The following is a 25,978-nucleotide window of genomic DNA, read 5'->3' as shown; positions in this document are numbered from 1 at the left end:
CATGTAATCCATTTAGACGCCAAACAAGCGAGGCGAATAATAATGGTTACAAATTTGCCAATGCAACGCTGCAGTTTATATAATATTATATATAAAAACATATAAATGGGTGCGCATGATGAATAAGTTCCAGCTAAAGCCACGCGAGTTAAAAATTATTTCCGTCATCGCAGCCACCCACAGTATTGGCGATGCCGCCGCCCTGCTGGGCATGGCACAGGCTAACGTCAGTAAATACCTTTCTGACTTTGAAACGCGTGTCGGTCTTAAGGTATTTGAGCGCACGACCCGTCAGCTTGCGCTAACCCAGTTTGGCGAAGCGTTACTCCCCTACATTGACGCCACGCTGGATAAAAATAGCCAGCTCATTAATTTCATTGCTGATTATAAGCATGAGAAGCGCGGAAAAGTGACCATTTACGCCCCAACGGGTATCGTGATGTATCTGGCGCGACACGTGATCCATCAGATTGAGGACATCGGTGATATCCGCATCTCGTTAAAAACATACAACCTGGATCGTAATGAATATTCCGAAGGGGTCTCGTTCCCCGATGATTGCGATATTCTCATTACCTATGCTCAGCCGAAAGATGAAGGTCTGGTCGCCAGTGTGTTAACGAAATATTCCGTCACGGCATTTGCCACAGAAGAGTATTTGAAAAACCACCCTTTAACCGGACCTGAAGATTTAATGAATCACTCCTGTATTTTAATAGACTCGATGCTGGTGGATGAGGCGAACATCTGGCGTTTTCGCGTCCACGGTAGTGAGACCGTATATGATTACAGAGTGACCGGAAATTATATTTGCGACAATACACAGACGGCGCTGGAACTGGCACGAAATAATCTCGGTATTGTTTTTGCGCCGAAAGAAAGCCTGAAAAAAGAGCTTAAGAGTGGTTCGCTGGTTCCCTGCTTCCCCCATCAGGAAGAGTGGTGGCTCGACCTGACGGCGATATTCCGCAAACGTGAATACCAACCCTGGCGCGTGCAGTACATTCTGGACGGCGTACTGAACTGCCTGCGTCAGCAAATTGCTCAGGCTGCCCAGGGGCAACCTGAGCTGGAGGGTTAGAACAGCCCCAGTGGTTTATCGGAATAACTCACCAGCAGGCATTTCGTCTGCTGGTAATGCTCCAGCATCATCTTGTGGGTTTCACGCCCGATGCCCGACTGCTTATAGCCCCCAAAAGCCGCGTGCGCCGGATAAGCATGGTAGCAGTTGGTCCACACGCGCCCGGCCTGAATGCCCCGCCCCATTTTATAAGCCAGATTACCGTTGCGGCTCCAGACGCCAGCCCCGAGGCCATACGGCGTATCGTTAGCAATCTCCAGCGCCTCTTCCATCGTTTTGAAGGTGGTGACGGCCAGCACCGGTCCGAAAATTTCCTCCTGGAAGACGCGCATGTTGTTTTTGCCGAACAGGATCGTCGGCTCCAGGTAATACCCGTCCTGCAGATCGCCGCCCAGCATTTTACGCCGACCGCCGGTCAGGACATCCGCCCCTTCTTTCTTGCCGATATCAATGTAGTTGAGGATAGTGTCCATCTGCCCGTGCGAGACCTGCGCGCCCATCTGGGTCACGTTATCAAGCGGGTTACCGCTGCGGATAGACTCGACGCGGCGAATGGCTCGCTCCATAAAGCGCTCATAGATAGACTCCTGCACCAGCGCGCGGCTTGGGCAGGTACAGACTTCACCCTGGTTAAAAGCAAACAACGCAAAGCCTTCCAGGGCTTTATCGAAGAAGGCATCCTCTTCCTCCATGACGTCGGCGAAGAAAATGTTCGGCGATTTACCGCCCAGCTCCAGGGTCACTGGAATGATGTTCTGGGTCGCGTACTGCATGATCTGCTGACCCACTTCCGTCGACCCGGTAAACGCGACTTTGGCGATCCGTTTTGAGGTCGCCAGATATTCCCCTATCTCACCCCCCGCCCCGTTCACCACGTTAATTACGCCTGGCGGGAGAAGGTCGCCAATGACTTCCATCAGCAGCAGGACTGACAGCGGGGTCAGGCGGGCCGGTTTGAGCACAATGCAGTTACCCGCCGCCAGCGCGGGCGCCATTTTCCAGCTCGCCATCAGCAACGGGAAGTTCCACGGAATGATCTGCCCCACCACGCCCAGCGGTTCGTGGAAGTGGTACGCCACGGTGTCGCTGTCTACCTCGCTAATTCCGCCCTCCTGAGCGCGAATACAGGAGGCAAAATAGCGGAAGTGGTCAATGGCCAGCGGCACGTCTGCCGCCATCGTTTCACGGATTGGCTTGCCGTTATCCCAGGTTTCCGCCGTAGCCAGCAGCTCCAGATTCTGTTCCATCCGGTCAGCGATTTTGAACAATATCGCCGCTCTGTCCTGAACAGAGGTATGCCCCCATTTGTCTTTGGCTTTGTGCGCGGCTTCCAGCGCCAGATCGATATCCCCCTTGCCGGAGCTGGCTATCTCACACAGCGGCTGGCCGGTAACGGGCGTCAGATTGGAATAGTATTCGCCGCCGACGGGTGCAACCCAGTCGCCGCCGATAAAGTTTTCATAACGGGGCTTCAGCTTGAGGGGAAAACCATACTCGCCAGGCTGGATACGCGATGAGGGAGGATTGTTTGTCATGACCGTCTCCTTGCTGTTGGTGTACAACAAGGGTAGTTCCGGCTGGCGATTTTCTCGCCAGCCGGTAACGGTGTTTACGACGGGGGTCACGGAGTTTCAGGAAATAATAACGAATCCCGCAATAAATGATCGTTGCCACGACGACGGGTAAAGCCGATGCGGTTGAAATATTCCAGGATCTGGATCGCCAGCTTGCGCCCGACGTTCAGCCGATCGCGGAAATCTGCTGCGCAGGTCGTGCCTCGCGCCTGATCCAGCTCGCGGATCAGGTTTGCAAACGCCACAATACGATCGTTACGGTAATAACGATCTTTTACGATCGCGACGATTAATCCCTGCTGCGCCGCATGGCGCAACACCTGGCGCATCACCTGTTCGTCGGTATTCGTTTCACGTGCGAGATCGCGAACCCACCACGGCTCGTCGCCAAACAGCGGGGCCACTTTCTGCCATATCGCCTCTTGCCCGGCGTTGAACCCGGCTTTGTGATCCGGCAGATGCAGCCAGCCATGGTGGCTTTTTATCAGCCCACTTTCGCGCATGTTTTCAATCAGCAGCAGCACCAGCGCATCGTTTTCCATCGGCAACGCCATGCGTCGCAGGCGTTCACGTCCCGGGCCGGGTTCATCCTGATGCTGTTCATGGTAAGTGGCGAGCGTGGTCAGTACCTTGCGCTGCCAGCATGCTGCGACCGGGGCATTCAGTAAATTGTTACCCGCCTGAATAAAGCCGGGCTCCTGGGTCAGCAGGCGTAATCCTTCCGCGCTGAGCTGACGAGCCCATGCGAAATCGCTCAGATTGACGGCACCGCGCTCAAGATGAACAAGCAACGCGGCTTTATCATCCGCGGCCTGCGCCAGCGCTCCCAGCCATTGCAGATACTCCGGCTTGCGCTTGCCGCGACGCGGCGGGTTGAGCGTGACCACCCGCGCCCCGGCCAGCGTCTCCCGGGCCGAAATGTCACGCAGTACCAGACGGTCATTATCCGCGAGCCACAGTGGCGAATCGAAAACCAGTTCGGCAAGGTCGTTTTCCAGCAGTGACACGCGCCCGGTGATATGGCTGGCCGCGTGGTGGATATGCAGCGGCTGCCATTGGGTCAGCGGCACATGCGTCTGCAGGGCGACGATCGCCCGCTCAGAAGGCTCTGGCGGTACACCGGCCAGCAGCCAGTCGCCACGGTTAAGCTTCTCTTTTTCCGCATCGCCCGCAATATTGAGCGCGATCCGTTGCCCGGCATGGGCATGCTCTACGGGCTGGTTCTGCGCATGCAAACCGCGCACACGCATCGGGGCGTTGGCACCCGTGAGCCATAAGGTATCGCCCACGTTCACTTCACCGCTCAGCGCGGTACCGGTGACCACCAGCCCCGCGCCTTTAACGGTAAAGGCCCGGTCGATCGCCAGACGGAAACGATGATGGCTGGCATGCTCGCGTGAAGTAAGCTGCTGCAAATGGTGGCGAAGTTCGTCAATACCGCGCCCTTCTGTCGCCACGGTGACGAACAATGGCGCATCGGCAAATCCATACTCCCGCAAGGTCGCCTGCACGGTTTCACGCACCGCGTTGAGTCGCGCCTCATCGACGCGGTCAGCTTTGGTCAGCGCAACGGTCAGCTGCGGGTTGCCCGTCAGCTGTAAAATTGCCAGATGTTCACGCGTTTGCGCCATCACGCCGTCATCACAGGCCACCACCAGCAGAGCATGATCGATGCCACCGACGCCCGCCAGCATGTTAGAAAGAAACTTCTCGTGTCCCGGTACATCAATAAAACCCAGCACCCGGCCATCAGGCTGAGGCCAGTAGGCATAGCCCAGATCGATGGTCATGCCGCGTTTTTTCTCTTCCGGCAGACGATCGGCATTCACCCCGGTCAGGGCCTGTAATAAGGTGGTTTTTCCGTGGTCGACGTGACCGGCGGTGGCAATAATCATTTCAACAGCATCTCCAGAAATCGCGCTTCATCTTCAAGACAGCGTAGATCCAGCCACATTCGGCCATCGTAAATGCGCCCGATAACCGGTGCTGGCAAGGCACGCCAGCGCGCCGACAAAGCGTCAAGCTGGCTGCCGCGTCCGTCACGGGGTGTAAATGTGAGCGCCGCGCTGGGCAGCCTGTCCACCGGCAGTGAACCGCTGCCGATCTGCGACTGACAAGCTTCAAGGCGCACGTCAAAATCGGGGTAGTGCGGCGCAACGTGTGGCAATAGCAGTTCACCCTGGGCGCGAATTGAGGCGGCATCACGGGCCAGCAGGCGCAGCGTGGGCAGACGTTCAGCCAGTTTTTCCGGGTGGAGATAAAGGCGCAGCGTCGCTTCCAGCGCAGCAAGCGTCATTTTATCGGCTCGCAGTGCACGTTTGAGCGGGTGCTGCTGCAGCTTCGCAATAAGCGCACGTTTACCCACGATAATCCCCGCCTGCGGGCCGCCAAGCAGTTTGTCGCCGGAGAAACTCACGAGACTGACGCCCGCCGCAATCATCTCCTGCGGCATGGGCTCTTTTGGCAGACCGTACTGGCTCAGATCGACCAGCGAACCGCTACCGAGGTCGGCCACCACCGGCACACCCAGCTCACGGCCCAGCTCCGCCAGCTCCGCCTCTTCAACGGTTTTGGTGAATCCGGCTATCTGGTAATTACTGGTGTGGACCTTCATCAGCAGCCCGGTATTTTCATTCACTGCCGCGCGATAATCTTTTGCATGCGTGCGGTTGGTGGTGCCCACTTCATGCAGGGTACAGCCCGCCTGGCGCATAACATCCGGAATGCGAAACGCACCGCCAATCTCGACCAGCTCGCCACGGGAAACCACCACCTCTTTACCGCTGGCGGTCGCTGCCAGCATTAACAGTACCGCCGCCGCGTTGTTATTCACGATGCAGGCATCTTCCGCGCCGGTCAGCTCGCAGAGCAGGTCCGCCAGCGCCCGATCGCGATGTCCGCGCCCTGCGCCGTCCAGATCGTACTCAAGCGTCACGGGGGAACGCATGGCCTGCACGACCGCAGCGACGGCCTCTTCTGCCTGTTGAGCGCGACCAAGGTTGGTGTGCAGCACGGTTCCCGTCAGGTTGATGACCGGGCGTAACGCGCTTTGTGCTTTCTCCTCGAGTCTCAGCTCCACTTCCAGCCCCCACGCCGCACACCAGTCCGGCAATGCATTTTCTGTCTGAATATGGCTGCGGGCTTCGTCCTGAAGCAGACGTAATATTTCAACCGTCGCGGTATGGCCGAACCGCGCAACGGCAGCATGCACGCGCGGCTCGCGAAGAAGACGGTCGGTTGCAGGGATCTGGCTGTACAGGGAGTGATGAGTTGTCATGAAAGCGCCTGGCGAGTAAATATCATCCCCCCTCCCGACGGGAGAGGGAGTCAACATAAGAAGGGATTGTACCGCCTCCTGCTGCGAAGTGTTATAACCCGCATCAAGCCTTTGGCGGTTCGGTACGGGCAAAGCTCTCGCGCTGAAAGAGTGTTTCTGCAAGCTTCACCAGCAACGGACGGTCGACGCACCAGCCGGGGGAAACGCGGCGGAAATTGAGATAACCGATGGCGCAGGCAATGGCTATCGTCGCCAGGTTCAGACTATCGGGTTGAATTTTTCCCTCCCGGATAAGCTGTTCGCACCAGTCCAGGCTGCGGCTGATTTTTTCACGCTGGCGTAACAGTTCCGTTTCAGACTGCTGGGCGGCGGGTCTTGCCTGCTCGCGTACGGACGTTAACGCCGCATCCATAATACCGTCGGCCAGCGCTTCAATTTGCTTCATTGCCAGCGCCGCGTTTGGATCGGCCGGTAACATCGCCGGGGCCACGCCGAGCAGCTCGATGTACTCCGCAATAATGGGGGAATCAAACCAGTACTGGCCTTCGTCTGTTACCAGCGCCGGCACTTTTCCCAGCGGGTTGTACTGCGCCACACCGTTTTCAGCGTGATAAGGCTGTTCATTGACGAACTCGAATTCAATCCCTTTCTCCAGCAGGAGAATCGAGATTTTTCGCACGAAGGGACTGGTGTAGCTGCCGATAAGTTTCATTGCCTGATCCTTGATGCCGAAAAAAGTCAGTATGGATCAAGCGATGAAAAAAGGGCAGGTATGCGTGTCGCATTCCTGCCCTGAAGGGGTTAGTGATCGAGATAGAGGTAGTGCATCCAGCTGGTCATACGCAGCAGCACCTTACGCATTACCGAGACGTGAGCAAAGTGATCCGAATAGACCGCCACCTGAGCATAAATGCCGTCGGGCAGCGCATCGACATCAGCATTCGGCTCCAGCTCGATAGTGCCTAATACGCCATCGGTGCCAGGGATCACGGTCAGCGACTGCAGCGCACCCTGCGCCTGGTATGACCCCCCCGGCACCACCGGCAGAATACTGGTGAGCTTGCCGGAGAAGACCTGGCCCGGCAGCGCGTTGAAGACCACTTCCGCTTCGTCGCCCGGCTTCAGACGCAGCAGCGAGTTCTGACGGAACTGGGCCACAATCTGGCGTTTCTGTTCAGGAATAAAGACCATGACCGGGCGCAGCGGCAGCGCGGCAGCATAGGTCCCCGGACGAATCAGCACCTGCGTGATATAGCCATTGCTCGGCGCACGCACCACGGTCTGATCCAGGTTGTATTTCGCTTCAGCAAGCTGAGCACGCAGGGAAGCAACCTGGGATTGCTCACCGTTGACCATACTGTCTAACTGACTTTGTATTTGCGTCTGTTCAGCCACCGAGCCTTTTACCAGCGCATCCTGCGCCAGATAGTTTTGCCGTGCGTTGTCGATATCGCTTTCAGAGAACGGGTTAACCTTTGCCCGGCTGCCTTTCAGGTAGCGCTGGTAATCTTTATACAGGCGGTCACGTTCAGCGGACACGCGCGTGGTATTGGCGACCGCTTCCGCAAGCTGCGCTTTGAGATTGTCGATATTGTGCGTGGCGGTGACCAGGTCGGCCTGCAGTCTGTCGACGCGCGCCTGATAGCGGCCCGGATCAAGTTTAAATAACACTTCGCCTTTTTTAATTAGCTGGTTATTTTTATCGGTAACTTCACTCACTACCCCAGTAACCTGCGGCGTAATCGGAATGGAAATAACCGCTTTTTGCGCCGTAAAGGTATAGGGATGGTTATAGTTCATCAACAGGATAAGCCCGGCGACAATAAACACCCCACCTAATGTTGCGGTCGCGAGGGTCCACTGGTTTACCGGAATACGGAATATTTTAAAAATGGCCCAGGCAAAGGCCACATAGGTCAAAATAATCAGCAGATCCATGATTAGTGCTCCAGCGTGTTCTTGTCAGCCGTGGGAGGTACTGCTGCCAGTTTTTGTTCTAATTCGGCCACACGTTTAGTCAGAGCATCCATACCCGGGACCTCATCAGGTTTTGAGATGTGGTTCTGCATCCCCCAGCCGCGATCTTCGCGGTACAACGTGGCCCAAATCCACAGGAACGGCCAAATCGCATGGAGCGTAAACAGGCTAATCCATCCCGCCGTATGAATGGCATCCGCATGGGGATGATTCCGTTTTTTGGCCATATTATAAGGAATATCATGGATGGCGATGATTCCGTAAAAAAGAACCAGAAATACAAAAATCAATACGCCCAGCGCAAAATAGTTGAGAAACATATTCTCCTCACTTAAACAACGTCAACTCATTAAATTAATAAAACGGTACGCAACCTAATTAATTTTTTATAAATACGAGGTGTACTTATATTTCAGAGCCGGGGAGTATCGTTTTTTATAATATCTCCATGCAAGTTTATAAGCGTGTCAAAATATATCCTGAATAATAATAGACTTAACCTTACAATATGAGCGTAACGTACCTTATTGCTTTTCGCCATACCACACATGAAAAGTCATTTTTTAGCTTTATGTGTGACTTCATGACATCCTGGCGTTGAATCGCCAGGCAGAATTTGTCGCCGATCACATCCGGAGAATTCTGCATAAAAATTTTTTGTGAAATTAATCACAATCCAGAAACAAACTCACGACAATCAAGTGTGATTCACATCACAGAAGTGGGTGGTTTTTGCGTTATTTATCGCCATCGTATTTTTTTTATCCACCATTTTTGTGACGAAGATCACTTCATTCATGTCTGCACCCCCTACATTTACGTGATTCATATCACACAAATTTCCGTCGTCTGGACAGTTGAACGATTCAGTGCCAGATTTCACAGCATCAGAACAGGGCCCGGCTACCTCTGCCGCCTCATTAACAATAAACCTCGGGCCGCAAGCCTAAGCGTAAACAGAAGAAGGGGTGTTTTATGTCATCCGATTTCAAGATCAAAGTTCAAAGCTTTGGTCGTTTTCTCAGCAATATGGTGATGCCAAATATCGGCGCGTTTATCGCGTGGGGTATCATCACTGCGTTGTTCATCCCGACAGGGTGGTTGCCTAACGAAACGCTGGCGAAACTTGTTGGCCCAATGATTACCTATCTGCTGCCGCTGCTTATCGGGTTTACCGGGGGTCGTCTGGTGGGTGGAGATCGTGGTGGCGTTGTGGGTGCCATCACGACGATGGGGGTTATCGTCGGTGCGGATATGCCGATGTTCCTCGGTGCAATGATTGCGGGCCCTCTGGGCGGCTGGGCAATTAAGAAATTCGACGTCTGGGTTGATGGCAAGATCAAATCCGGCTTCGAAATGCTGGTGAACAACTTCTCTGCGGGCATCATCGGTATGATCCTCGCGATTCTGGCGTTCCTCGGTATTGGCCCTGCGGTTGAAGTGCTGTCCAAAGTTCTGGCGGCAGGCGTTAACTTCATGGTTGCGCACGACATGCTGCCGCTGGCGTCTATCTTTGTTGAACCGGCGAAAATCCTGTTCCTCAACAACGCCATTAACCACGGTATCTTCTCACCGCTGGGTATTCAGCAGTCTCATGACCTCGGCAAGTCCATCTTCTTCCTGATTGAAGCCAACCCGGGTCCGGGCATGGGTGTTCTGCTGGCGTACATGTTCTTTGGTCGCGGCAGTGCGAAACAGTCTGCGGGCGGTGCGGCTATCATCCACTTCCTGGGCGGTATCCACGAAATTTACTTCCCTTACGTGCTGATGAACCCACGTCTGATCCTGGCCGTTATCCTCGGCGGTATGACGGGCGTGTTCACCCTGAGCGTGCTGGGCGGTGGTCTGGTTTCTCCGGCCTCTCCAGGCTCCATCCTGGCGGTCCTGGCGATGACCCCGAAAGGTGCCTATTTCGCTAACATCGCAGCCATCTGTGCGGCAATGGCCGTCTCCTTCGTGGTCTCTTCTATCCTGCTGAAAACCAGCAAAGTGAAAGAAGATGACGATATCGAAGCGGCAACCCGTCGTATGCATGACATGAAAGCCGAATCAAAAGGCGCCACGCCGCTGGCGGCGGGCGATGTCTCTAACGACCTGAGCCACGTACGTAAAATCATCGTGGCCTGTGACGCGGGTATGGGTTCCAGCGCCATGGGTGCCGGCGTGCTGCGTAAGAAAGTGCAGGATGCGGGTCTGACCAACATCTCCGTCACCAACAGCGCCATCAACAGCCTGCCTGCAGATGTTGACCTGGTGATTACGCACCGCGATCTGACCGAACGTGCGATGCGTCAGGTTCCTCAGGCACAGCACATTTCGCTGACCAACTTCCTGGACAGCGGCCTGTACACCAACCTGACCGAACGCCTGGTGGCCGCGCAGCGTCATGAAGATAACGAAGTCAAAGTCCGCGACAGCCTGAAAGACAGCTTTGACGCGAACGACAGCCACCTGTTCCGCCTGGGCGCAGAAAACATCTTCCTGGGCCGCACGGCGTCCAACAAGGAAGAGGCGATTCGCTTTGCCGGTGAACAGCTGGTGAAAGGCGGCTACGTGCAGCCTGAATACGTTGACGCGATGCTGGAGCGTGAAAAGCTGACCCCAACCTATCTGGGTGAATCCATTGCGGTTCCACACGGTACGGTTGAAGCGAAAGACCGCGTACTGAAAACCGGCGTGGTGTTCTGCCAGTATCCGGATGGTGTACGCTTCGGTGAAGAAGAAGACGACATCGCCCGCCTGGTGATTGGTATCGCCGCTCGAAACAACGAGCACATCCAGGTGATTACCAGCCTGACCAACGCGCTGGATGACGACTCTGTCATTGAACGTCTGGCCAACACCACCAGCGTGGAAGAAGTGCTGGCGCTGTTGAACAAGTAACGGAACCTCTTCCCTCTCCCCCTGTGGGGAGAGGGTTAGGGTGAGGGCAAAGCCTCACCCCAGCCCTCTCGGGTAAAAACATTGATTAAGGTTAATACTATGAAAGCATTACATTTTGGCGCAGGTAATATCGGTCGTGGCTTTATCGGTAAACTGCTGGCAGACGCAGGCATTACGCTGACATTCGCCGATGTGAATCAGGTAGTCCTGGATGCCCTGAATGCCCGTCATAGCTATCAGGTACACGTGGTAGGCGAAAACGAGCAGGTTGAGACGGTGTCTGGCGTTAATGCGGTAAGCAGCATTGGCGAAGACGTTATCGACCTCATCGCCAGTGTCGATCTGGTGACCACGGCCGTTGGCCCGGTGGTGCTTGAGCGCATTGCCCCTGCGGTGGCGAAAGGCCTGGCAAAACGTAAAGCGCAGGGCATCGACACACCGCTGAACATCATCGCCTGTGAAAACATGGTGCGCGGCACCACGCAGCTGAAAGGCCATGTGCTCGCCGCCGTCGCGGACGAAGATAAAGCCTGGGTGGAAGCGCACATCGGCTTTGTGGATTCCGCCGTTGACCGTATCGTTCCGCCATCAGAATCCGCCACCCACGATCCGCTGGAAGTGACCGTGGAAACCTTCAGCGAGTGGATCGTCGATAAAACCCAGTTTAAAGGCGCGCTGCCAACCATTCCGGGGATGGAATTAACCGATAACCTGATGGCCTTTGTCGAACGTAAACTCTTCACGCTGAACACCGGGCATGCTATAACCGCGTACCTCGGAAAATTGGCCGGTCATCAGACCATTCGTGACGCGATCCTCGATGAGAGCATCCGTGCGGTGGTTAAAGGGGCAATGGAAGAGAGCGGCGCGGTGCTGATCAAACGCTACGGTTTTGATGCTGAGAAACATGCAGCATACATCCAGAAAATCCTCGGTCGTTTTGAAAACCCGTATCTGAAAGATGACGTTGAGCGCGTAGGCCGTCAGCCACTGCGTAAACTGAGCGCGGGCGATCGCCTGATTAAACCGCTGCTGGGCACGCTGGAGTATGGTCTTGCGCACGCCAACCTGGTGAAAGGGATTGCCGCCGCGATGCATTACCGCAGCGAGCAGGATCCACAGGCGCAGGAGCTGGCTCAGCTGATTAACGATAAAGGCCCGCAGGGTGCGCTGGCGCAGATCTCTGGTCTGGATGCCAACAGCGACGTGGTTGTGGAGGCGGTGAACGCTTACAACGCAATCAAATGATGCAGAGTGCGGCGCAGGATAGCCTGCGCCCAAATAACAGATTGTCAGATATGCAGGCAATAATGGAACAAACCCAGGCCTTTGAAAATCGTGTGCTTGAGCGTCTGAATGCTGGCAAAACCGTACGAAGTTTCCTGATTGCCGCCGTCGAGTTGCTAACCGAGGCGGTGAATATTCTGGTACTTCAGGTGTTTCGCAAAGACGACTACGCGGTAAAATATGCTGTAGAACCGTTACTGGACGGAGACGGACCGCTGGGCGATTTATCGGTACGTCTGAAGTTGATTTATGGTCTTGGCGTGTTGAACCGACAAGAGTATGAAGATGCCGAGCTGCTGATGGCGCTGCGCGAAGAGTTAAATCATGACGGTAATGAGTACACCTTTACCGATGATGAGATCCTTGGCCCCTTCGGCGAGCTACACTGCGTCTCCGCGCTTCCCCCTGCTCCCCATTTTGATAACAGTGACCCTGAGCTGTACGCGATGCAAAAGCTGCGTTATCAACAGGTTGTCCGTTCCACAATGGTCCTTTCCCTGACTGAGCTGATTTCCCGAATCAGCTTAAAAAAAGCGTTTCAGAAGTAAGCCTGCTCACATTGGTGTATCCTTCCCTGTAAATTCCCCGTTTTCAGAGTTATTTGTCATGAAAGAAGTCGAAAAGAACGAAATTAAACGCCTGAGCGACCGCCTGGATCTGATCCGCCACCAGATGGCTGGTCTCTCACTGGTTGAGTCCGCCGAGAAGTATGCCGAGCTGGAGAAAGAGAGTGAGAAGCTTGAAGCGGAAATCGAGCGTCTGCGCGAAGTCAAAGGCCAGAAGCTGAGCAACGAAGCCCAAAAGCTGTTGAGCATGCCGCACCGTCGCGCCATCACTAAAAAAGAGCAGGCCGACATGGGCAAGCTGAAGAAAAGCGTCCGTGGCCTGGTGGTGGTTCATCCCATGACCGAGCTTGGTCGCGAAATGGGTCTGAAAGAGATGACGGGTTTTTGTAAGACCGCGTTTTGATCGTCCCCTGCCCTCTCTCCCAGGCGAGAGGGCGAAAACCATACCGCGTCGCCCCCCTCACCGCTTAAAATTGGCCCAACCAATCTCCCGGTAATCACTTTCCTGGTTCACAATTCCACTAATCCCCCTCACAAAATCATTGCCGACTCATAACAACTGGTTAACCATTTATTGTCATTCACCCTACAACACAATATTGGCAGGACCACTTTTACACAGTTTGTGACGCAGAGATGAGCGGAGACTCACCCGCTACGCAGACTGTCTGGTCCTCAGGAGACCTGCATGAGCCTCTGGCAACAAAACTACGATCCGGCTGGCAATATCTGGCTGTCGAGCCTGATCGCATCGCTTCCGATCCTGTTCTTCTTCTTTGCGCTGATTAAGCTCAAGCTGAAGGGATACCTGGCCGCGACGTACACCGTTGCCATTGCGCTGATGGTGGCACTGTTCTTCTATAAAATGCCGGTCGATCGCGCGCTGGCCTCCGTCGTCTATGGTTTCTTCTACGGCCTGTGGCCGATTGCGTGGATTATCATCGCGGCGGTCTTTGTCTACAAAATCTCGGTGAAAACCGGGCAATTCGACATTATCCGCTCATCGATACTTTCCATTACTCCGGACCAGCGTCTGCAGATGCTGATTGTCGGTTTCTCCTTCGGGGCTTTTCTGGAAGGGGCGGCCGGGTTTGGCGCACCGGTTGCCATCACCGCGGCGCTGTTAGTCGGGCTGGGGTTCAACCCGCTTTACGCTGCAGGTCTTTGTCTGATCGTTAACACCGCGCCGGTGGCGTTTGGTGCGATGGGGATCCCGATTCTGGTCGCCGGGCAGGTCACCGGTCTGGACAGCTTTGAAATTGGCCAGATGGTTGGCCGTCAGCTGCCGTTCCTGACCATCATTGTGCTGTTCTGGATCATGGCGATTATGGATGGCTGGCGCGGCGTGAAAGAGACATGGCCTGCGGTGGTCGTCGCTGGCGGCTCGTTTGCCATTGCCCAGTATCTCAGCTCGAATTTCCTCGGCCCCGAATTGCCGGACATTATCTCTTCACTGGTGTCGCTGGTCTGCCTGACGCTGTTCCTGAAACGCTGGCAGCCGGTACGCATCTTCCGTTTCGCCGATATGGGTGCTTCACACGTCGATCAAACCCTGGCACGTACCGGTTATACCGCGGGACAAATCATTCGCGCATGGTCTCCGTTCCTGTTCCTGACCGCCACGGTTACGCTCTGGAGTATTCCACCGTTTAAGGCCCTGTTCGCACCTGGCGGCGCACTGTATGAGATGGTCATTAACATCTCCGTGCCGTTCCTCGACAAGATGGTCGCCCGCATGCCGCCCGTGGTGCACGCCGCCACGCCGTATGCCGCGGTGTATAAATTTGACTGGTTCTCAGCAACCGGCACCGCAATCCTGTTTGCCGCTATCCTGTCTGTGGTGTGGTTACGCATGAAGCCAGCGGCTGCAGTACAGACTTTTGCGGCTACCATTAAGGAGCTGATGCTGCCGATCTACTCCATCGGCATGGTGCTGGCGTTCGCGTTTATCTCGAACTATTCCGGCCTGTCATCGACACTGGCGCTTGCGCTGGCGCATACCGGCCACGCCTTCACGTTCTTCTCGCCGTTCCTCGGCTGGCTGGGGGTGTTCCTGACCGGTTCAGATACCTCATCTAACGCCCTGTTTGCGGCCCTGCAGGCGACGGCAGCCCAGCAGATTGGCGTGTCGGACATCCTTCTGGTGGCCGCCAATACTACCGGCGGCGTGACCGGCAAGATGATCTCACCGCAATCCATCGCCATTGCCTGTGCGGCGGTGGGACTGGTCGGTAAAGAGTCGGACCTGTTCCGCTTTACCGTGAAACACAGCCTGATATTCACCTGTATGGTCGGGATGATCACGACCCTGCAGGCCTATGTCTTAACCTGGATGATCCCATGATAGTCATGCCCAGACGCCTGTCCGACGAGATTGCCTCTCGCGTACGGGCGCTGATTGAAGAACAACAGCTGGAAGCGGGCATGAAATTGCCCGCCGAGCGCCAGCTCGCCGCCCAACTCGGTGTATCTCGTAACTCACTGCGTGAGGCGCTGGCGACGCTGGTCAGCGAAGGGGTACTGGTAAGCCGTCGGGGCGGCGGCACCTTTGTCCGCTGGCAGCACGATGACTGGTCCGAGCAAAACATCGTGCAGCCGCTTAAAACGTTGATGGAAAACGACCCGGACTACAGCTTCGACATCATTGAAGCGCGGCACGCCATCGAAACCAGTACCGCCTGGCATGCGGCCATGCGGGCCACTGAAGCCGACAAAGAGAAGCTCAAAGCCTGCTTTGACGCCACCCAAAGCAGCGACCCGGACATCGCCTCGCAGGCGGACGTGCGGTTTCATCTGGCGATTGCCGAAGCGTCACACAACGTCGTTCTGCTCCAGACCATGCGCGGTTTCTTCGACCTGCTGCAATCCTCCGTGAAGCAGAGCCGCCAGCGTATGTATCTGGTCCCGCCGGTATTTGCCCAACTGACAGAACAGCACGAAGCGGTACTCAACGCCATTCTGGCCGGAGATGCTGAGGCCGCGCGCAAAGCGATGATGGCGCATCTGGGGTTCGTGCACACCACCATAAAACGATTCGATGAAGATCAGGCCCGACAGGCGCGTATTACCCGTCTGCCTGGCGACAGTGATATTTCCAGGGAGAACAAAGCATGATTATTTCAGCAGCCAGTGACTATCGCGCCGCAGCGCAGCGCATTTTGCCGCCGTTCCTGTTCCACTATATCGACGGTGGGGCATATGCCGAATACACCCTGCGCCGCAACGTGGAAGATCTGTCGGAAGTGGCGCTGCGCCAGCGCGTGCTGAAAGATATGTCTGAGCTGAGCCTTGAGACAACGCTGTTTAACGAAACGCTTTCCATGCCAGTGGCCCTTGCGCCAGTCGGTTTGTGCGGCATGTACGCCCGCCGGGGTGAAGTCCAGGCGGCAGGGGCAGCGGATGCCAAAGGTATTCCGTTTACCCTCTCCACCGTCTCCGTCTGCCCGATTGAAGAAGTGGCCCCGACCCTCCAGCGTCCGATGTGGTTCCAGCTGTACGTCCTGCGCGATCGCGGCTTTATGCGCAACGCGCTGGAGCGTGCCAAAGCCGCGGGCTGTTCAACGCTGGTCTTTACCGTTGATATGCCGACGCCTGGCGCCCGTTACCGTGATGCCCACTCCGGGATGAGCGGCCCAAATGCTGCCCTGCGTCGCTACTGGCAGGCAGTAACGCACCCGCAATGGGCCTGGGATGTCGGTGTGAATGGTCGCCCGCACGATCTGGGGAATATCTCGGCCTATCTCGGTAAACCCACCGGGCTGGAAGATTACATCGGCTGGCTGGCGAATAATTTCGATCCGTCCATCTCGTGGAAAGACCTGGAGTGGATCCGCGAATTCTGGGACGGCCCAATGGTGATCAAAGGGATCCTCGACCCGGAAGATGCCCGCGATGCCGTGCGCTTTGGCGCTGACGGTATTGTGGTCTCTAACCACGGCGGACGTCAGCTTGACGGGGTACTCTCTTCCGCACGCGCACTGCCGGCGATTGCCGATGCGGTGAAAGGTGATATCGCTATCCTCGCCGACAGCGGTATCCGCAACGGGCTTGACGTGGTGCGTATGATTGCCCTTGGCGCAGACAGCGTATTGCTCGGACGCGCATATCTTTATGCACTGGCTACGGCTGGTCAGGCAGGGGTGGCGAATCTGCTCAACCTGATCGAAAAAGAGATGAAAGTGGCGATGACGTTGACCGGTGCAAAAACGATTCGCGAAATCAGCAAGGACTCCCTGGTGCAGGAGTTGGGTAAATTACCCGCAGCACTGGCACCGCTTGCCCAGGGTGACGCAGCCTGACGCCCGTCTGATTCCCCTTCCCCTCTCCTCGCGTCCGAACTCCCCTCGGGCGCTTTTTTTTGTCAAAAATAACATCTAGGTAACATATTGGATAAGAAAATTTGACATACCTGTGCCGCACGCAATTGTATAGACAAGCAAATACAAGAACACAAAAACACCATAACATCAGAGGGGAGCGTATGAGATATTCAGGTCAGGTGGATATTCAGCAGGTGATCGACGACAGTCCCTTTTCCGGGTTTCACTGGGTGCTCATCGTGCTGGGCTTTCTGGTGCTGGCGATCGATGGTTTCGATACCGCAGCAATGGGCTACATTGCGCCCACGCTGTCGGCAGAATGGGGCATACACAAACAGGATCTGGGACCGGTACTGAGCGCAGCACTGCTCGGGCTGTCGCTGGGAGCGCTGGTCGCAGGCCCGGTATCGGACCGGATAGGCCGCAAGCGCGTACTGGTCTTTTCTTGTCTGTTCTTCGGCCTTTCAAGCCTGGGGACGACCTGGGCGCAAAGCCTTAACACCCTGTCGCTATGGCGGTTTCTGACGGGCCTGGGGCTGGGTGCCGCCATGCCGAACGCCATCACCCTCATCTCAGAGTTTGCCCCTCAGCGCTGTCGCGCCATGGCGATTAATACCATGTACTGCGGCTTCCCGCTGGGCGCGGCCGGCGGTGGGGCGATATCGTCCTGGCTTATCCCGCATCATGGCTGGCGAAGCGTACTGCTGACCGGCGCGATAGCACCGCTGATATTAACGCTGCTGCTGATGCTGTTTTTACCGGAATCGGTAAAGTACCTGGTGCAGCGCGGGAAAGACGTGATGCAGATCCGCCGTATCGCCAGCCGTTTCGCCCGCACGACCCTCGATGGCGTCACCGGTTTCTTCCTCGCAGAGGATCGGGTCGCCGCCAAAAAAGGGAGCGTAGCACAGCTGTTTTCACAGCCCTGGCTGCCCGGCACCCTGATGCTATGGGTAACCTATTTTATGGGGCTGGTGATTTATTACGTCCTGCTTAGCTGGATGCCGACGCTGATGCTGGGGATGGGCTATCCCCTCGCGGAATCCGCATGGCTCACCTCGCTGTTCACCTTCGGCGGTACCGCAGGCATCCTTCTCGCGGGCTGGATGATGGATCGCTGGGAGGCACACAAAGTGGTCGCAGGTGGCTTTGTCCTGACCATGCTGCTCATTCTGGCGCTCGGCATTGAACATAACCATATCGCCCTGTTTGGCGGCTTGATTTTCCTGATGGGGATCGCGATGAACGGCGCGCAATCGGGAATGCAGACGCTGGCAGCCACCTTTTATCCTACCGAGTGTCGCGCAACGGGCATTGCCTGGATGCAGGGCATTGGCCGCTTTGGTGGCGTGGCGGGCACCATGACCAGCGCGCAGCTTCTCTCCATGCAGTGGCAGGCAGACAGCATTTTGATGATCCTTAGCCTGCCCGCCCTGCTGGCGGCCGCGGCAACCTTCTACAAAATGCTCCGTTGCCGCTCGCAGGATCTCGGCGTCGCATAAGCGGCCCGGTTTCTGCTATTCTGCCCCCGCAATTAAGGGGGCAGCATGCTTAACATCGTTTTATTCGAACCAGAAATTCCGCCGAATACCGGCAATATTATCCGCCTGTGCGCCAACACCGGTTTTCGTCTGCATATCATCGAGCCGATGGGTTTTACGTGGGACGACAAACGTCTGCGCCGCGCGGGGCTGGATTATCATGAATTTACGGCCGTGGTTCGCCATCATGATTACGCCGCGTTTCTGGAAAGCGAAAACCCACAGCGCATGTTCGCCCTGACCACCAAAGGCACGCCGGCACATAGCGCCGTGCGCTATCAGGACGGTGATTATCTGATGTTTGGCCCGGAAACGCGCGGCCTGCCGGCCACCATTCTTGATGCCCTGCCCGCTGAGCAGAAGATTCGTATTCCGATGATGCCGGACAGCCGCAGCATGAACCTGTCAAATGCGGTGTCGGTGGTGGTGTATGAAGCATGGCGCCAGCTGGGATACCCGGGCGCCATTCTCAGACGTTAAATACCGTCACCATACTCAAACGTATGGTGAATACCGTTGAAGTGCTGATCCATATCCATCGACGGTTTGTCGCTGTCTGGTTTACCGACAATACGTGCCGGTACGCCAGCGGCAGTCGTGTGCGGCGGAACAGGCTGCAGAACAACCGAACCGGCGCCAATCTTCGCACCACGACCCACTTCGATGTTGCCGAGGATCTTGGCGCCCGCGCCAATCATCACCCCTTCACGGATTTTCGGATGGCGATCCCCGCTGGTTTTACCGGTACCGCCTAACGTGACCGACTGCAGAATCGAAACGTCATCTTCAATCACCGCGGTTTCACCGACGACAATGCCGGTGGCGTGGTCAAGCATGATCCCGCGGCCAATTTTCGCTGCCGGGTGAATATCCACCTGGAAGGTCACGGAAACCTGGTTTTGCAGGAAGATAGCCAGCGCGCGGCGGCCTTCATTCCACAGCCAGTGGCCGATGCGATACGCCTGCAAGGCATGAAAGCCCTTCAGATACAGCAACGGCGTAGAGTATTTGTCCACCGCCGGGTCACGCGTGCGCACGGCCTGGATATCACAGGCAGCAGAAGCGATCATTTCAGGGTCAGCGGCATAGGCCTCTTCCACCACTTCACGAATGGCGATAGCGGGCATAATCGAGGAAGCCAGTTTATTGGCGAGCATATAGCTCAGGGCGCTGCCGAGGTTTTCGTGCTTGAGTAGCGTCGCATGATAGAAACTGGCCAGCATTGGCTCGCAGTCAGCCAAAGCCCGGGCTTCAGCTTTAATATTGTTCCAGACGATATCCAGTTCTTCACACGGCATTGCTTACTCCAGACGACATGTTAATGACCGGCCAGTTCTGTGCTGGCCGGGTCATAGTGCTAACAAGAATCCCTGCGACTAGTTACTGCTGCGCTCATCCTTGCGCGAACGACCTAATAAGGTCAATGCTGCCTCGCGCGCATTTTTTCCGCAATACAATACCTGATAAATTTCCTCGGTTATTGGCATTTCGACACCAAAACGGTGCGCCAATTCGCGAACTTCTTTGGTATTGCGATAGCCTTCAACCACCTGGCCAATCTTCTCCTGCGCGCCTTTCACATCCATGCCCTCACCGAGCATCATGCCAAAGCGGCGGTTACGGGACTGGTTGTCGGTACAGGTCAGCACCAGATCGCCCAGGCCCGCCATGCCCATGAAGGTGGTCGGATCGGCACCCAGTGCTGCGCCAAGGCGGGACATCTCGGTTAAGCCGCGCGTAATCAGTGCGGTACGTGCGTTGGCACCAAAGCCAATCCCGTCGGACATTCCGGCGCCGATCGCAATCACGTTCTTCACCGCACCGCCCAGCTGTACGCCGATAAAATCGGGGTTGCTGTAAACGCGGAAGCTTTTACCGCAGTGCAGCAGATGCTGAAGATCGTCGGAGAAGGCCTGATCGGTTGATGCCAGCGAGATCGCCGTCGGCAGGCCAGCGGCCAGCTCTTTAGCAAACGTCGGCCCCGAGATAACCGCCAGCGGGATGTCATCACCCAGCGCTTCGCGGGCGACATCCTGCAACAGGCGTCCGGTTTCGGCTTCCAGCCCTTTGGTGGCCCATACAATGCGCGCATCAGGACGCATCAGCGGCTTGATCTGGCGCAGCACTTCGCCAAACACATGGCTCGGCACCACAATCAGAATGTTGCGGCTGGCCGCCAGCGCGGTCGCAAGGTCACTTTCAAGGTGCAGGGAGTCTGGGAACGGAACGTCCGGGAGGAACGCCACGTTGCAACGGTCCCGTTGCAGCGTCGCGATATGTTTTGGGTCGTGGCCCCAGAGAACCACTTCGTGACCATTTCTTGCCAGCGTGATGGCAAGAGCGGTGCCGTATGAGCCGGCACCGATCACAGTCATTGACGCATTAAGAGTGCTCATCAGGCATCCTGATGTTGTTCAGTACCTTCGCCAGCTTGCTGCTGCAGATAGTTCATGAACAGCGCATCAAAGTTAACTGGCGCAAGGTTCAGTTGCGGGAATGTACCGCGAGAAACCAGGCTGGTGATGCATTCGCGAGCATACGGGAACAGAATGTTCGGGCAGTATGCACCCAGGCAGTGCGCCATCTGGTTGCCTTCGATGCCGCCGATGGAGAAGATGCCGCCCTGCTGAACTTCACACAGGAATGCAGTCTCTTCGCCCAGAGAGGCAGTAACAGTCACACGCAGTACGACTTCATACACGTCATCCGCCAGTTGGGTAGATGCGGTATCAAGATCAAGTTTAACCTCTGGCTGCCAATCTTTCTGGAAAACGTGTGGCGCATTTGGCGCTTCGAAAGAGACATCCTTGGTGTAGATACGCTGGATCTGGAAAGTCATTTCGGTGTTGTTTTGTTCTGACATGGAAAAACCCTTTTTAATTGTCCTAAAGTCTCTTAGCTCAGCAGCGGATCGAGTCCACCACGGGCATCGAGCGCATACAAGTCATCACAGCCGCCAATGTGCTGCGCATCAATAAAAATCTGCGGAACCGTCGTACGACCACTACGTTGGATCATCTCTTCGCGTTTAATCGCGTCACCGTCAATCGGCAGTTCTTTGAACGCTACGCCTTTGCTGTTCAGAAGCGCTTTTGCACGGTGGCAGAACGGGCACGTTGCTTTGGTGTAGATCTCGATATTGGCCATTACTGAACTCCTTATTTACCGCGAACCAAAGGAAGATTTTCCCCGCTCCAGCCGGAAATACCTTCTTTCAGAACCGTTACGTTTTCGAAGCCTGCTTTATGCAGCGCGCTGGCAGATTCCTGCGCCTGCATACCGGTCGCGTCAACAACGATAATCGGCTGGGCTTTATGTTTCTCAAGCTCGCCAACGTTGTTCGCTTTGATTTCAGCAGGTAACAGGTTGATAGCACCAGCAATGTGACCTTTACGGAAATCGTCACGCTGACGCAGATCGACCACGACGGCATCTTCTTTGTTAATCAGACGCGTCGCTTCACCACGGGTGATAACCTTAATCTTAGACGTCAGGCCTTTAAATGTGGTGAACAGCACAGCAGCCAGCAGGCCAATCCACGCGATGCTCAGAACCGGATGGCGGCTAACGAATTGCATAATTTCTTGCATGGAGGGTAACTACTCCGACTTAGTGATTAAAAAAACCAGGACAGGAGTATACCTGTGCGTTGTGGCAAATACAGCCAGCGACCATAACCTAATCCATTTTCTGAGGCCTGCCACCTAAAAAATTGCCTCAAAAGCGTCCGCTAAGCACCTTGCCCCTGCGCTTTCTTTGATCTTCTGCGGCTATTTGATCGATTCAGCTGTAGTAAAATTACGCAAATTTTGACTCTTGAGCATGAGGTTGTCGCAATGTCGGTTTCTAAAAAACCTATGGTACTGGTGATTCTGGATGGCTATGGCTATCGTGAAGATCAACAGGATAACGCCATTTTCAACGCCAAAACGCCGGTGATGGACGCGTTGTGGGCAAAACGTCCCCACACCCTGATTGATGCGTCCGGGCTGGAAGTGGGTCTGCCAGATCGTCAGATGGGCAACTCCGAAGTTGGCCACGTAAACCTGGGTGCAGGTCGTATCGTGTATCAGGACCTGACGCGTCTGGACGTTGAAATCAAAGAACGTACCTTCTTCAACAATCCAGTACTTTGCGGCGCGGTGGACAGAGCCGTGGCGGCCGGTAAAGCAGTTCATATCATGGGTCTGCTCTCCGCCGGTGGCGTACACAGCCACGAAGATCACATCATGGCGATGGTTGAACTGGCGGCTGAGCGCGGCGCAGAAAAAATCTATCTGCACGCTTTCCTGGACGGTCGTGATACGCCACCACGCAGCGCAAAAGGTTCACTGGCCTCCTTCGAAAACAAATTCGCCGCGCTTGGCAAAGGACGTGTGGCCTCCATCATCGGGCGCTACTACGCAATGGACCGCGACAACCGTTGGGATCGCGTTGAACAGGCCTATGACCTGATGACGCTGGCAAAAGGTGAATTCCAGTTCGCGACCGCGGTGGAAGGTCTGGAAGCCGCTTACGCGCGTGATGAAAACGATGAATTCGTGAAAGCAACCGTCATTCGTGCTGAAGGCCAGGCTGATGCCGCCATGGAAGACGGCGATGCGCTGATCTTCATGAACTTCCGTGCTGACCGCGCGCGTGAAATCACCCGTGCGTTCGTGAACAGTGATTTCGACGGTTTCACCCGTAAGAAAGTGGTGAAGATCGACTTTATTCAGCTGACCGAATACGCCGCTGACATCAATGCGCCATGCGCTTATCCACCCGCTTCACTGGCCAATACCTTCGGTGAGTGGATGGCGAAGAACGACAAGACACAGCTGCGTATCTCCGAAACCGAGAAATATGCCCACGTCACCTTCTTCTTTAACGGCGGTGTTGAAGAGCCGTTCAAAGGCGAAGATCGCATTCTGATTAATTCACCCAAAGTGGCTACCTACGATCTGCAGCCAGAAATGAGCTCTGCCGAGCTGACTGAAAAACTGGTTGCGGCAATCGAAAGCGGCAAATACGACACCATCATCTGTAACTACCCGAACGGCGACATGGTGGGTCATACCGGCGTGATGGAAGCCGCCGTAAAAGCGGTTGAAGCGCTGGATCACTGTGTTGAGCAGGTCGCGAAAGCGGTTGAATCCGTTGGTGGCCAGCTGCTGATCACCGCTGACCACGGTAACGCAGAACAGATGCGCGACCCGGCAACCGGCCAGGCGCACACGGCTCACACCAACCTGCCTGTTCCGCTGATTTATGTGGGTGATAAATCACTGAAAGCAGTGGAAGGCGGCAAGCTTTCCGACATCGCGCCAACCATGTTGTCGCTGATGGGCATGGAGATCCCTGAAGAGATGACTGGTAAGCCGCTGTTCATCGTGGAATAATCGCTCCCCATGAGGGGAAAGGCGATTTTTTCAATCACATGGGTCGTGAAGCCGCTTAGGTTATCAGTCAGACCACTGCTTTGCGCCAGCGCACTCAGCGCTGGCGTATTGCTGTGCGCCGCATCCGCCCACGCGGATGACCGTGACCAGCTGAAATCCATACAGGCCGATATCGCCGCGAAAGAGCGTGCGGTACGCCAGCAACAGCAGCAACGCTCTGCTCTGCTCGCTCAGCTTAAGCAGCAGGAAGAAGCCATCTCCGCTGCCGCACGTAAATTACGTGAAACGCAAAACACCCTCGCCCAGTTGAATAAACAGATCGACGAAATGAACGCGTCGATTGCCAAACTGGAACGCCAGCGTGATGCCCAGGAACGCAACCTTGCCGCACAGCTTGATGCTGCTTTCCGCCAGGGTGAGCACACGGGCCTTCAGTTGATCCTCAGCGGTGAAGAGAGCCAGCGCGGTCAGCGTCTGCAGGCCTACTTTGGTTATCTGAACCAGGCGCGTCAGGAGACTATCGCGCAGCTGAAACAGACGCGCGAAGAGGTCACCACGCAAAAAGCCGAGCTCGAAGAGAAGCAGAGCCAGCAACAGACGCTGCTCTACGAACAGCAGGCGCAACAAGCGAAGCTCGAGCAGGCCCGCAACGAGCGCAAGAAAACCCTTTCCGGTCTCGAATCCTCTATTCAGCAAGGCCAAAGCCAGCTGAGCGAAATGCGCGCCAACGAATCGAAACTGCGTAACAGCATCGCCCGCGCGGAAGCGGCGGCGAAAGCGCGCGCCGAAAAAGAGGCCCGCGAAGCGCAGGCCGTACGCGACAAGCAGCAGGAAGCCTCACGCAAAGGTACGACCTACAAGCCAAGCGAAAGTGAACGCTCCCTGATGTCACGTACCGGCGGTTTAGGCTCCCCTCGTGGTCAGGCTTACTGGCCCGTGCGCGGTACAATTCTGCATCGCTATGGCGAACAGCTGCAGGGTGAACTACGTTGGAAAGGGATAGTTATCGGTGCGTCAGAAGGTAGCGAAGTAAAAGCCATCGCCGATGGCCGTGTGATTCTGGCCGACTGGCTGCAGGGTTACGGGCTTGTGGTAGTGGTGGAACACGGTAAAGGCGATATGAGCCTTTACGGCTACAACCAGAGCGCACTGGTCAGCGTTGGTACTCAGGTGCGCGCCGGCCAACCCATCGCCCTCGTGGGCAGCAGTGGCGGTCAGGGCCGCCCGTCACTCTATTTCGAAATTCGTCGCCAGGGTCAGGCGGTCAATCCACAGCCGTGGTTGGGAAGATAAGTTTTGCTTCAATTTCGTCGAATTGTTCTCTCCTTCGCCAGTGCACTGGCGCTGGCAGCACCGGTCTACGCTGGCAAACTCGCGATAGTGATTGATGACTTCGGTTATCGTCCGCACACCGAGAATCAGGTGCTGGCTATGCCGGCCGCCATCTCTGTCGCCGTCCTCCCGAATGCGCCGCACGCGCGTGAAATGGCGATCAAAGCGCATAACAGCGGCCATCAGGTTCTCATCCATCTGCCGATGGCACCGCTCAGCAAGCAGCCGCTGGAAAAAGATACTTTGCGCCCTGATATGAGCAGCGATGAGATCGATCGCATCATTCGCGATGCTTACAATAAAGTGCCGTACGCCGTCGGGCTGAACAACCACATGGGCAGCGCGATGACCTCCAGCCTGTACGGGATGCTCAAAGTGATGCAGTCGCTGGAGCGCTATAACCTCTATTTCCTCGACAGCATGACCATCGGCAACAGCCAGGCGATGCGTGCCGCGCAGGGTACAGGCGTGAAGGTAATAAAGCGCAAGGTGTTCCTCGATGACACCCAGAACGACGCGGATATCCGCGGGCAGTTCAATCGCGCCGTACAGCTAGCACGACGCAATGGCTCGGCTATTGCTATCGGCCACCCCCACCCGTCTACCGTTCGCGTTCTGCAGCAGATGCTGCCGACATTGCCCTCTGATATTACGCTGGTTCGTCCTGGCGATCTGCTGAATGAGCCACAGGTTGATACGTCGCGTCCTGGCAATGCACAGCCACCGGTAACGCAGCCGCGCAATCCATTCAGGGGTGTAA

At 55.8% G+C, this 25,978-nt stretch carries 24 protein-coding genes; 13 read left to right on the top strand and 11 right to left on the bottom strand.

Going from position 1 to position 25,978, the window contains the following annotated elements; genetic code table 11:
- Window positions 1-115: 115 nt before the first annotated feature.
- On the top strand, window positions 116-1,081 hold the full coding sequence (locus JTA15_RS18485; RefSeq protein WP_219372579.1) for a LysR family transcriptional regulator: 966 nt from the start codon (window positions 116-118) through the stop codon (window positions 1,079-1,081).
- Here JTA15_RS18485 and JTA15_RS18480 read toward each other — a convergent pair.
- The 6 genes from JTA15_RS18480 to JTA15_RS18455 all read right to left on the bottom strand — a co-directional run bounded on the left by JTA15_RS18480 (window position 1,078) and on the right by JTA15_RS18455 (window position 8,229).
- The gene (locus tag JTA15_RS18480) at window positions 1,078-2,616 is read right to left on the bottom strand and encodes an aldehyde dehydrogenase family protein (RefSeq protein WP_219372578.1); all 1,539 of its coding nucleotides are present in this window, start codon (window positions 2,614-2,616) and stop codon (window positions 1,078-1,080) included. The genes JTA15_RS18485 and JTA15_RS18480 overlap by 4 nt on opposite strands.
- Window positions 2,617-2,702: 86 nt before the next feature.
- Window positions 2,703-4,550 carry a selenocysteine-specific translation elongation factor gene (gene selB, locus JTA15_RS18475; protein WP_047355983.1) on the bottom strand — a complete coding sequence of 616 codons (1,848 nt, stop codon included), beginning with the start codon at window positions 4,548-4,550 and terminating at the stop codon, window positions 2,703-2,705.
- Window positions 4,547-5,932: an L-seryl-tRNA(Sec) selenium transferase gene (selA, locus tag JTA15_RS18470; RefSeq protein WP_020882665.1), complete on the bottom strand. Its 1,386-nt coding sequence runs from the start codon at window positions 5,930-5,932 to the stop codon at window positions 4,547-4,549. The genes selB and selA overlap by 4 nt, the downstream gene beginning before the upstream one ends.
- Window positions 5,933-6,035: 103 nt before the next feature.
- Window positions 6,036-6,644, bottom strand: coding sequence for a glutathione S-transferase (locus JTA15_RS18465; RefSeq protein ID WP_032679336.1), 609 nt, complete (start codon window positions 6,642-6,644; stop codon window positions 6,036-6,038).
- An 89-nt stretch (window positions 6,645-6,733) separates the two neighbouring features.
- Complete coding sequence (locus JTA15_RS18460; protein ID WP_014168091.1) at window positions 6,734-7,870, bottom strand: HlyD family secretion protein; 1,137 nt, start codon at window positions 7,868-7,870, stop codon at window positions 6,734-6,736.
- 2 nt (window positions 7,871-7,872) lie between these two features.
- Entirely contained in the window at window positions 7,873-8,229 is a 357-nt protein-coding gene (locus tag JTA15_RS18455) for a DUF3302 domain-containing protein (protein ID WP_014168090.1), read from the bottom strand.
- Between the two features lie 655 nt (window positions 8,230-8,884).
- On the opposite strand from JTA15_RS18455, the gene JTA15_RS18450 reads away from it, so the two are divergent.
- The 9 genes from JTA15_RS18450 (at window position 8,885) to trmL (ending at window position 18,985) form a co-directional block, all read left to right on the top strand.
- Window positions 8,885-10,792 carry a PTS mannitol transporter subunit IICBA gene (locus JTA15_RS18450; RefSeq protein ID WP_138013389.1) on the top strand — a complete coding sequence of 636 codons (1,908 nt, stop codon included), beginning with the start codon at window positions 8,885-8,887 and terminating at the stop codon, window positions 10,790-10,792.
- Window positions 10,793-10,891: 99 nt separating this feature from the next.
- Entirely contained in the window at window positions 10,892-12,040 is a 1,149-nt protein-coding gene (gene mtlD, locus JTA15_RS18445) for a mannitol-1-phosphate 5-dehydrogenase (protein ID WP_025206445.1), read from the top strand.
- Window positions 12,040-12,627, top strand: coding sequence for a mannitol operon repressor MtlR (mtlR, locus tag JTA15_RS18440; protein WP_192879999.1), 588 nt, complete (start codon window positions 12,040-12,042; stop codon window positions 12,625-12,627). The genes mtlD and mtlR overlap by 1 nt, the downstream gene beginning before the upstream one ends.
- A 58-nt stretch (window positions 12,628-12,685) precedes the next feature.
- Window positions 12,686-13,048, top strand: a complete 363-nt coding sequence (locus JTA15_RS18435) for a YibL family ribosome-associated protein (protein ID WP_014168086.1) — start codon at window positions 12,686-12,688, stop codon at window positions 13,046-13,048.
- Window positions 13,049-13,333: 285 nt separating this feature from the next.
- Window positions 13,334-14,989, top strand: a complete 1,656-nt coding sequence (gene lldP, locus JTA15_RS18430; protein ID WP_181239912.1) for an L-lactate permease — start codon at window positions 13,334-13,336, stop codon at window positions 14,987-14,989.
- A complete protein-coding gene (lldR, locus tag JTA15_RS18425) occupies window positions 14,986-15,759 on the top strand; it encodes a transcriptional regulator LldR (RefSeq protein ID WP_014168084.1) in 774 nt (257 codons plus the stop codon). The genes lldP and lldR overlap by 4 nt, the downstream gene beginning before the upstream one ends.
- Entirely contained in the window at window positions 15,756-16,943 is a 1,188-nt protein-coding gene (gene lldD, locus JTA15_RS18420) for an FMN-dependent L-lactate dehydrogenase LldD (protein ID WP_014168083.1), read from the top strand. Before lldR ends, lldD begins: the two co-directional genes overlap by 4 nt.
- Window positions 16,944-17,125: 182 nt before the next feature.
- Entirely contained in the window at window positions 17,126-18,466 is a 1,341-nt protein-coding gene (locus JTA15_RS18415; protein WP_181239911.1) for an aromatic acid/H+ symport family MFS transporter, read from the top strand.
- Window positions 18,467-18,511: 45 nt separating this feature from the next.
- On the top strand, window positions 18,512-18,985 hold the full coding sequence (trmL, locus tag JTA15_RS18410; protein ID WP_181239910.1) for a tRNA (uridine(34)/cytosine(34)/5-carboxymethylaminomethyluridine(34)-2'-O)-methyltransferase TrmL: 474 nt from the start codon (window positions 18,512-18,514) through the stop codon (window positions 18,983-18,985).
- Here the strand turns inward: trmL and cysE are convergent.
- From cysE to JTA15_RS18385, 5 genes are all read right to left on the bottom strand, one after another.
- A complete protein-coding gene (cysE, locus tag JTA15_RS18405; protein ID WP_008502718.1) occupies window positions 18,982-19,803 on the bottom strand; it encodes a serine O-acetyltransferase in 822 nt (273 codons plus the stop codon). The genes trmL and cysE overlap by 4 nt on opposite strands.
- Before the next feature lie 78 nt (window positions 19,804-19,881).
- A complete protein-coding gene (gene gpsA / locus JTA15_RS18400) occupies window positions 19,882-20,901 on the bottom strand; it encodes an NAD(P)H-dependent glycerol-3-phosphate dehydrogenase (protein WP_014168080.1) in 1,020 nt (339 codons plus the stop codon).
- Window positions 20,901-21,368, bottom strand: a complete 468-nt coding sequence (gene secB / locus JTA15_RS18395; RefSeq protein ID WP_014168079.1) for a protein-export chaperone SecB — start codon at window positions 21,366-21,368, stop codon at window positions 20,901-20,903. Before secB ends, gpsA begins: the two co-directional genes overlap by 1 nt.
- A 32-nt stretch (window positions 21,369-21,400) precedes the next feature.
- Complete coding sequence (grxC, locus tag JTA15_RS18390) at window positions 21,401-21,652, bottom strand: glutaredoxin 3 (RefSeq protein WP_014168078.1); 252 nt, start codon at window positions 21,650-21,652, stop codon at window positions 21,401-21,403.
- A gap of 11 nt (window positions 21,653-21,663) precedes the next feature.
- Window positions 21,664-22,095 carry a rhodanese-like domain-containing protein gene (locus JTA15_RS18385; RefSeq protein ID WP_014168077.1) on the bottom strand — a complete coding sequence of 144 codons (432 nt, stop codon included), beginning with the start codon at window positions 22,093-22,095 and terminating at the stop codon, window positions 21,664-21,666.
- Between the two features lie 246 nt (window positions 22,096-22,341).
- On the opposite strand from JTA15_RS18385, the gene gpmM reads away from it, so the two are divergent.
- From gpmM to JTA15_RS18370, 3 genes are all read left to right on the top strand, one after another.
- Window positions 22,342-23,886, top strand: a complete 1,545-nt coding sequence (gene gpmM, locus JTA15_RS18380) for a 2,3-bisphosphoglycerate-independent phosphoglycerate mutase (protein WP_020882671.1) — start codon at window positions 22,342-22,344, stop codon at window positions 23,884-23,886.
- A 33-nt stretch (window positions 23,887-23,919) separates the two neighbouring features.
- Window positions 23,920-25,179 carry a murein hydrolase activator EnvC gene (gene envC / locus JTA15_RS18375; RefSeq protein ID WP_025206449.1) on the top strand — a complete coding sequence of 420 codons (1,260 nt, stop codon included), beginning with the start codon at window positions 23,920-23,922 and terminating at the stop codon, window positions 25,177-25,179.
- Window positions 25,180-25,182: 3 nt separating this feature from the next.
- The coding region (locus JTA15_RS18370; protein ID WP_219372577.1) for a divergent polysaccharide deacetylase family protein at window positions 25,183-25,978 on the top strand (796 nt) is incomplete at its 3' end.

This window comes from Enterobacter sp. BIDMC 29 (assembly GCF_019378755.1).
In the GTDB taxonomy this organism is placed as follows: domain Bacteria; phylum Pseudomonadota; class Gammaproteobacteria; order Enterobacterales; family Enterobacteriaceae; genus Enterobacter; species Enterobacter ludwigii.
The sequence above is the reverse complement of the archived record's forward strand: the minus strand, read 5'-3'. Positions and strand labels throughout refer to the sequence as shown.

What these genes read in the sequence shown, in the direction of transcription:
- JTA15_RS18485 (WP_219372579.1), top strand. Translation starts at nt 116, where the DNA reads ATGATGAATAAGTTCCAGCTAAAGCCACGCGAGTTAAAAATTATTTCC.
- JTA15_RS18480 (WP_219372578.1), bottom strand. Translation starts at nt 2,616, where the DNA reads ATGACAAACAATCCTCCCTCATCGCGTATCCAGCCTGGCGAGTATGGT.
- selB (WP_047355983.1), bottom strand. Translation starts at nt 4,550, where the DNA reads ATGATTATTGCCACCGCCGGTCACGTCGACCACGGAAAAACCACCTTA.
- selA (WP_020882665.1), bottom strand. Translation starts at nt 5,932, where the DNA reads ATGACAACTCATCACTCCCTGTACAGCCAGATCCCTGCAACCGACCGT.
- JTA15_RS18465 (WP_032679336.1), bottom strand. Translation starts at nt 6,644, where the DNA reads ATGAAACTTATCGGCAGCTACACCAGTCCCTTCGTGCGAAAAATCTCG.
- JTA15_RS18460 (WP_014168091.1), bottom strand. Translation starts at nt 7,870, where the DNA reads ATGGATCTGCTGATTATTTTGACCTATGTGGCCTTTGCCTGGGCCATT.
- JTA15_RS18455 (WP_014168090.1), bottom strand. Translation starts at nt 8,229, where the DNA reads ATGTTTCTCAACTATTTTGCGCTGGGCGTATTGATTTTTGTATTTCTG.
- JTA15_RS18450 (WP_138013389.1), top strand. Translation starts at nt 8,885, where the DNA reads ATGTCATCCGATTTCAAGATCAAAGTTCAAAGCTTTGGTCGTTTTCTC.
- mtlD (WP_025206445.1), top strand. Translation starts at nt 10,892, where the DNA reads ATGAAAGCATTACATTTTGGCGCAGGTAATATCGGTCGTGGCTTTATC.
- mtlR (WP_192879999.1), top strand. Translation starts at nt 12,040, where the DNA reads ATGCAGAGTGCGGCGCAGGATAGCCTGCGCCCAAATAACAGATTGTCA.
- JTA15_RS18435 (WP_014168086.1), top strand. Translation starts at nt 12,686, where the DNA reads ATGAAAGAAGTCGAAAAGAACGAAATTAAACGCCTGAGCGACCGCCTG.
- lldP (WP_181239912.1), top strand. Translation starts at nt 13,334, where the DNA reads ATGAGCCTCTGGCAACAAAACTACGATCCGGCTGGCAATATCTGGCTG.
- lldR (WP_014168084.1), top strand. Translation starts at nt 14,986, where the DNA reads ATGATAGTCATGCCCAGACGCCTGTCCGACGAGATTGCCTCTCGCGTA.
- lldD (WP_014168083.1), top strand. Translation starts at nt 15,756, where the DNA reads ATGATTATTTCAGCAGCCAGTGACTATCGCGCCGCAGCGCAGCGCATT.
- JTA15_RS18415 (WP_181239911.1), top strand. Translation starts at nt 17,126, where the DNA reads ATGAGATATTCAGGTCAGGTGGATATTCAGCAGGTGATCGACGACAGT.
- trmL (WP_181239910.1), top strand. Translation starts at nt 18,512, where the DNA reads ATGCTTAACATCGTTTTATTCGAACCAGAAATTCCGCCGAATACCGGC.
- cysE (WP_008502718.1), bottom strand. Translation starts at nt 19,803, where the DNA reads ATGCCGTGTGAAGAACTGGATATCGTCTGGAACAATATTAAAGCTGAA.
- gpsA (WP_014168080.1), bottom strand. Translation starts at nt 20,901, where the DNA reads ATGAGCACTCTTAATGCGTCAATGACTGTGATCGGTGCCGGCTCATAC.
- secB (WP_014168079.1), bottom strand. Translation starts at nt 21,368, where the DNA reads ATGTCAGAACAAAACAACACCGAAATGACTTTCCAGATCCAGCGTATC.
- grxC (WP_014168078.1), bottom strand. Translation starts at nt 21,652, where the DNA reads ATGGCCAATATCGAGATCTACACCAAAGCAACGTGCCCGTTCTGCCAC.
- JTA15_RS18385 (WP_014168077.1), bottom strand. Translation starts at nt 22,095, where the DNA reads ATGCAAGAAATTATGCAATTCGTTAGCCGCCATCCGGTTCTGAGCATC.
- gpmM (WP_020882671.1), top strand. Translation starts at nt 22,342, where the DNA reads ATGTCGGTTTCTAAAAAACCTATGGTACTGGTGATTCTGGATGGCTAT.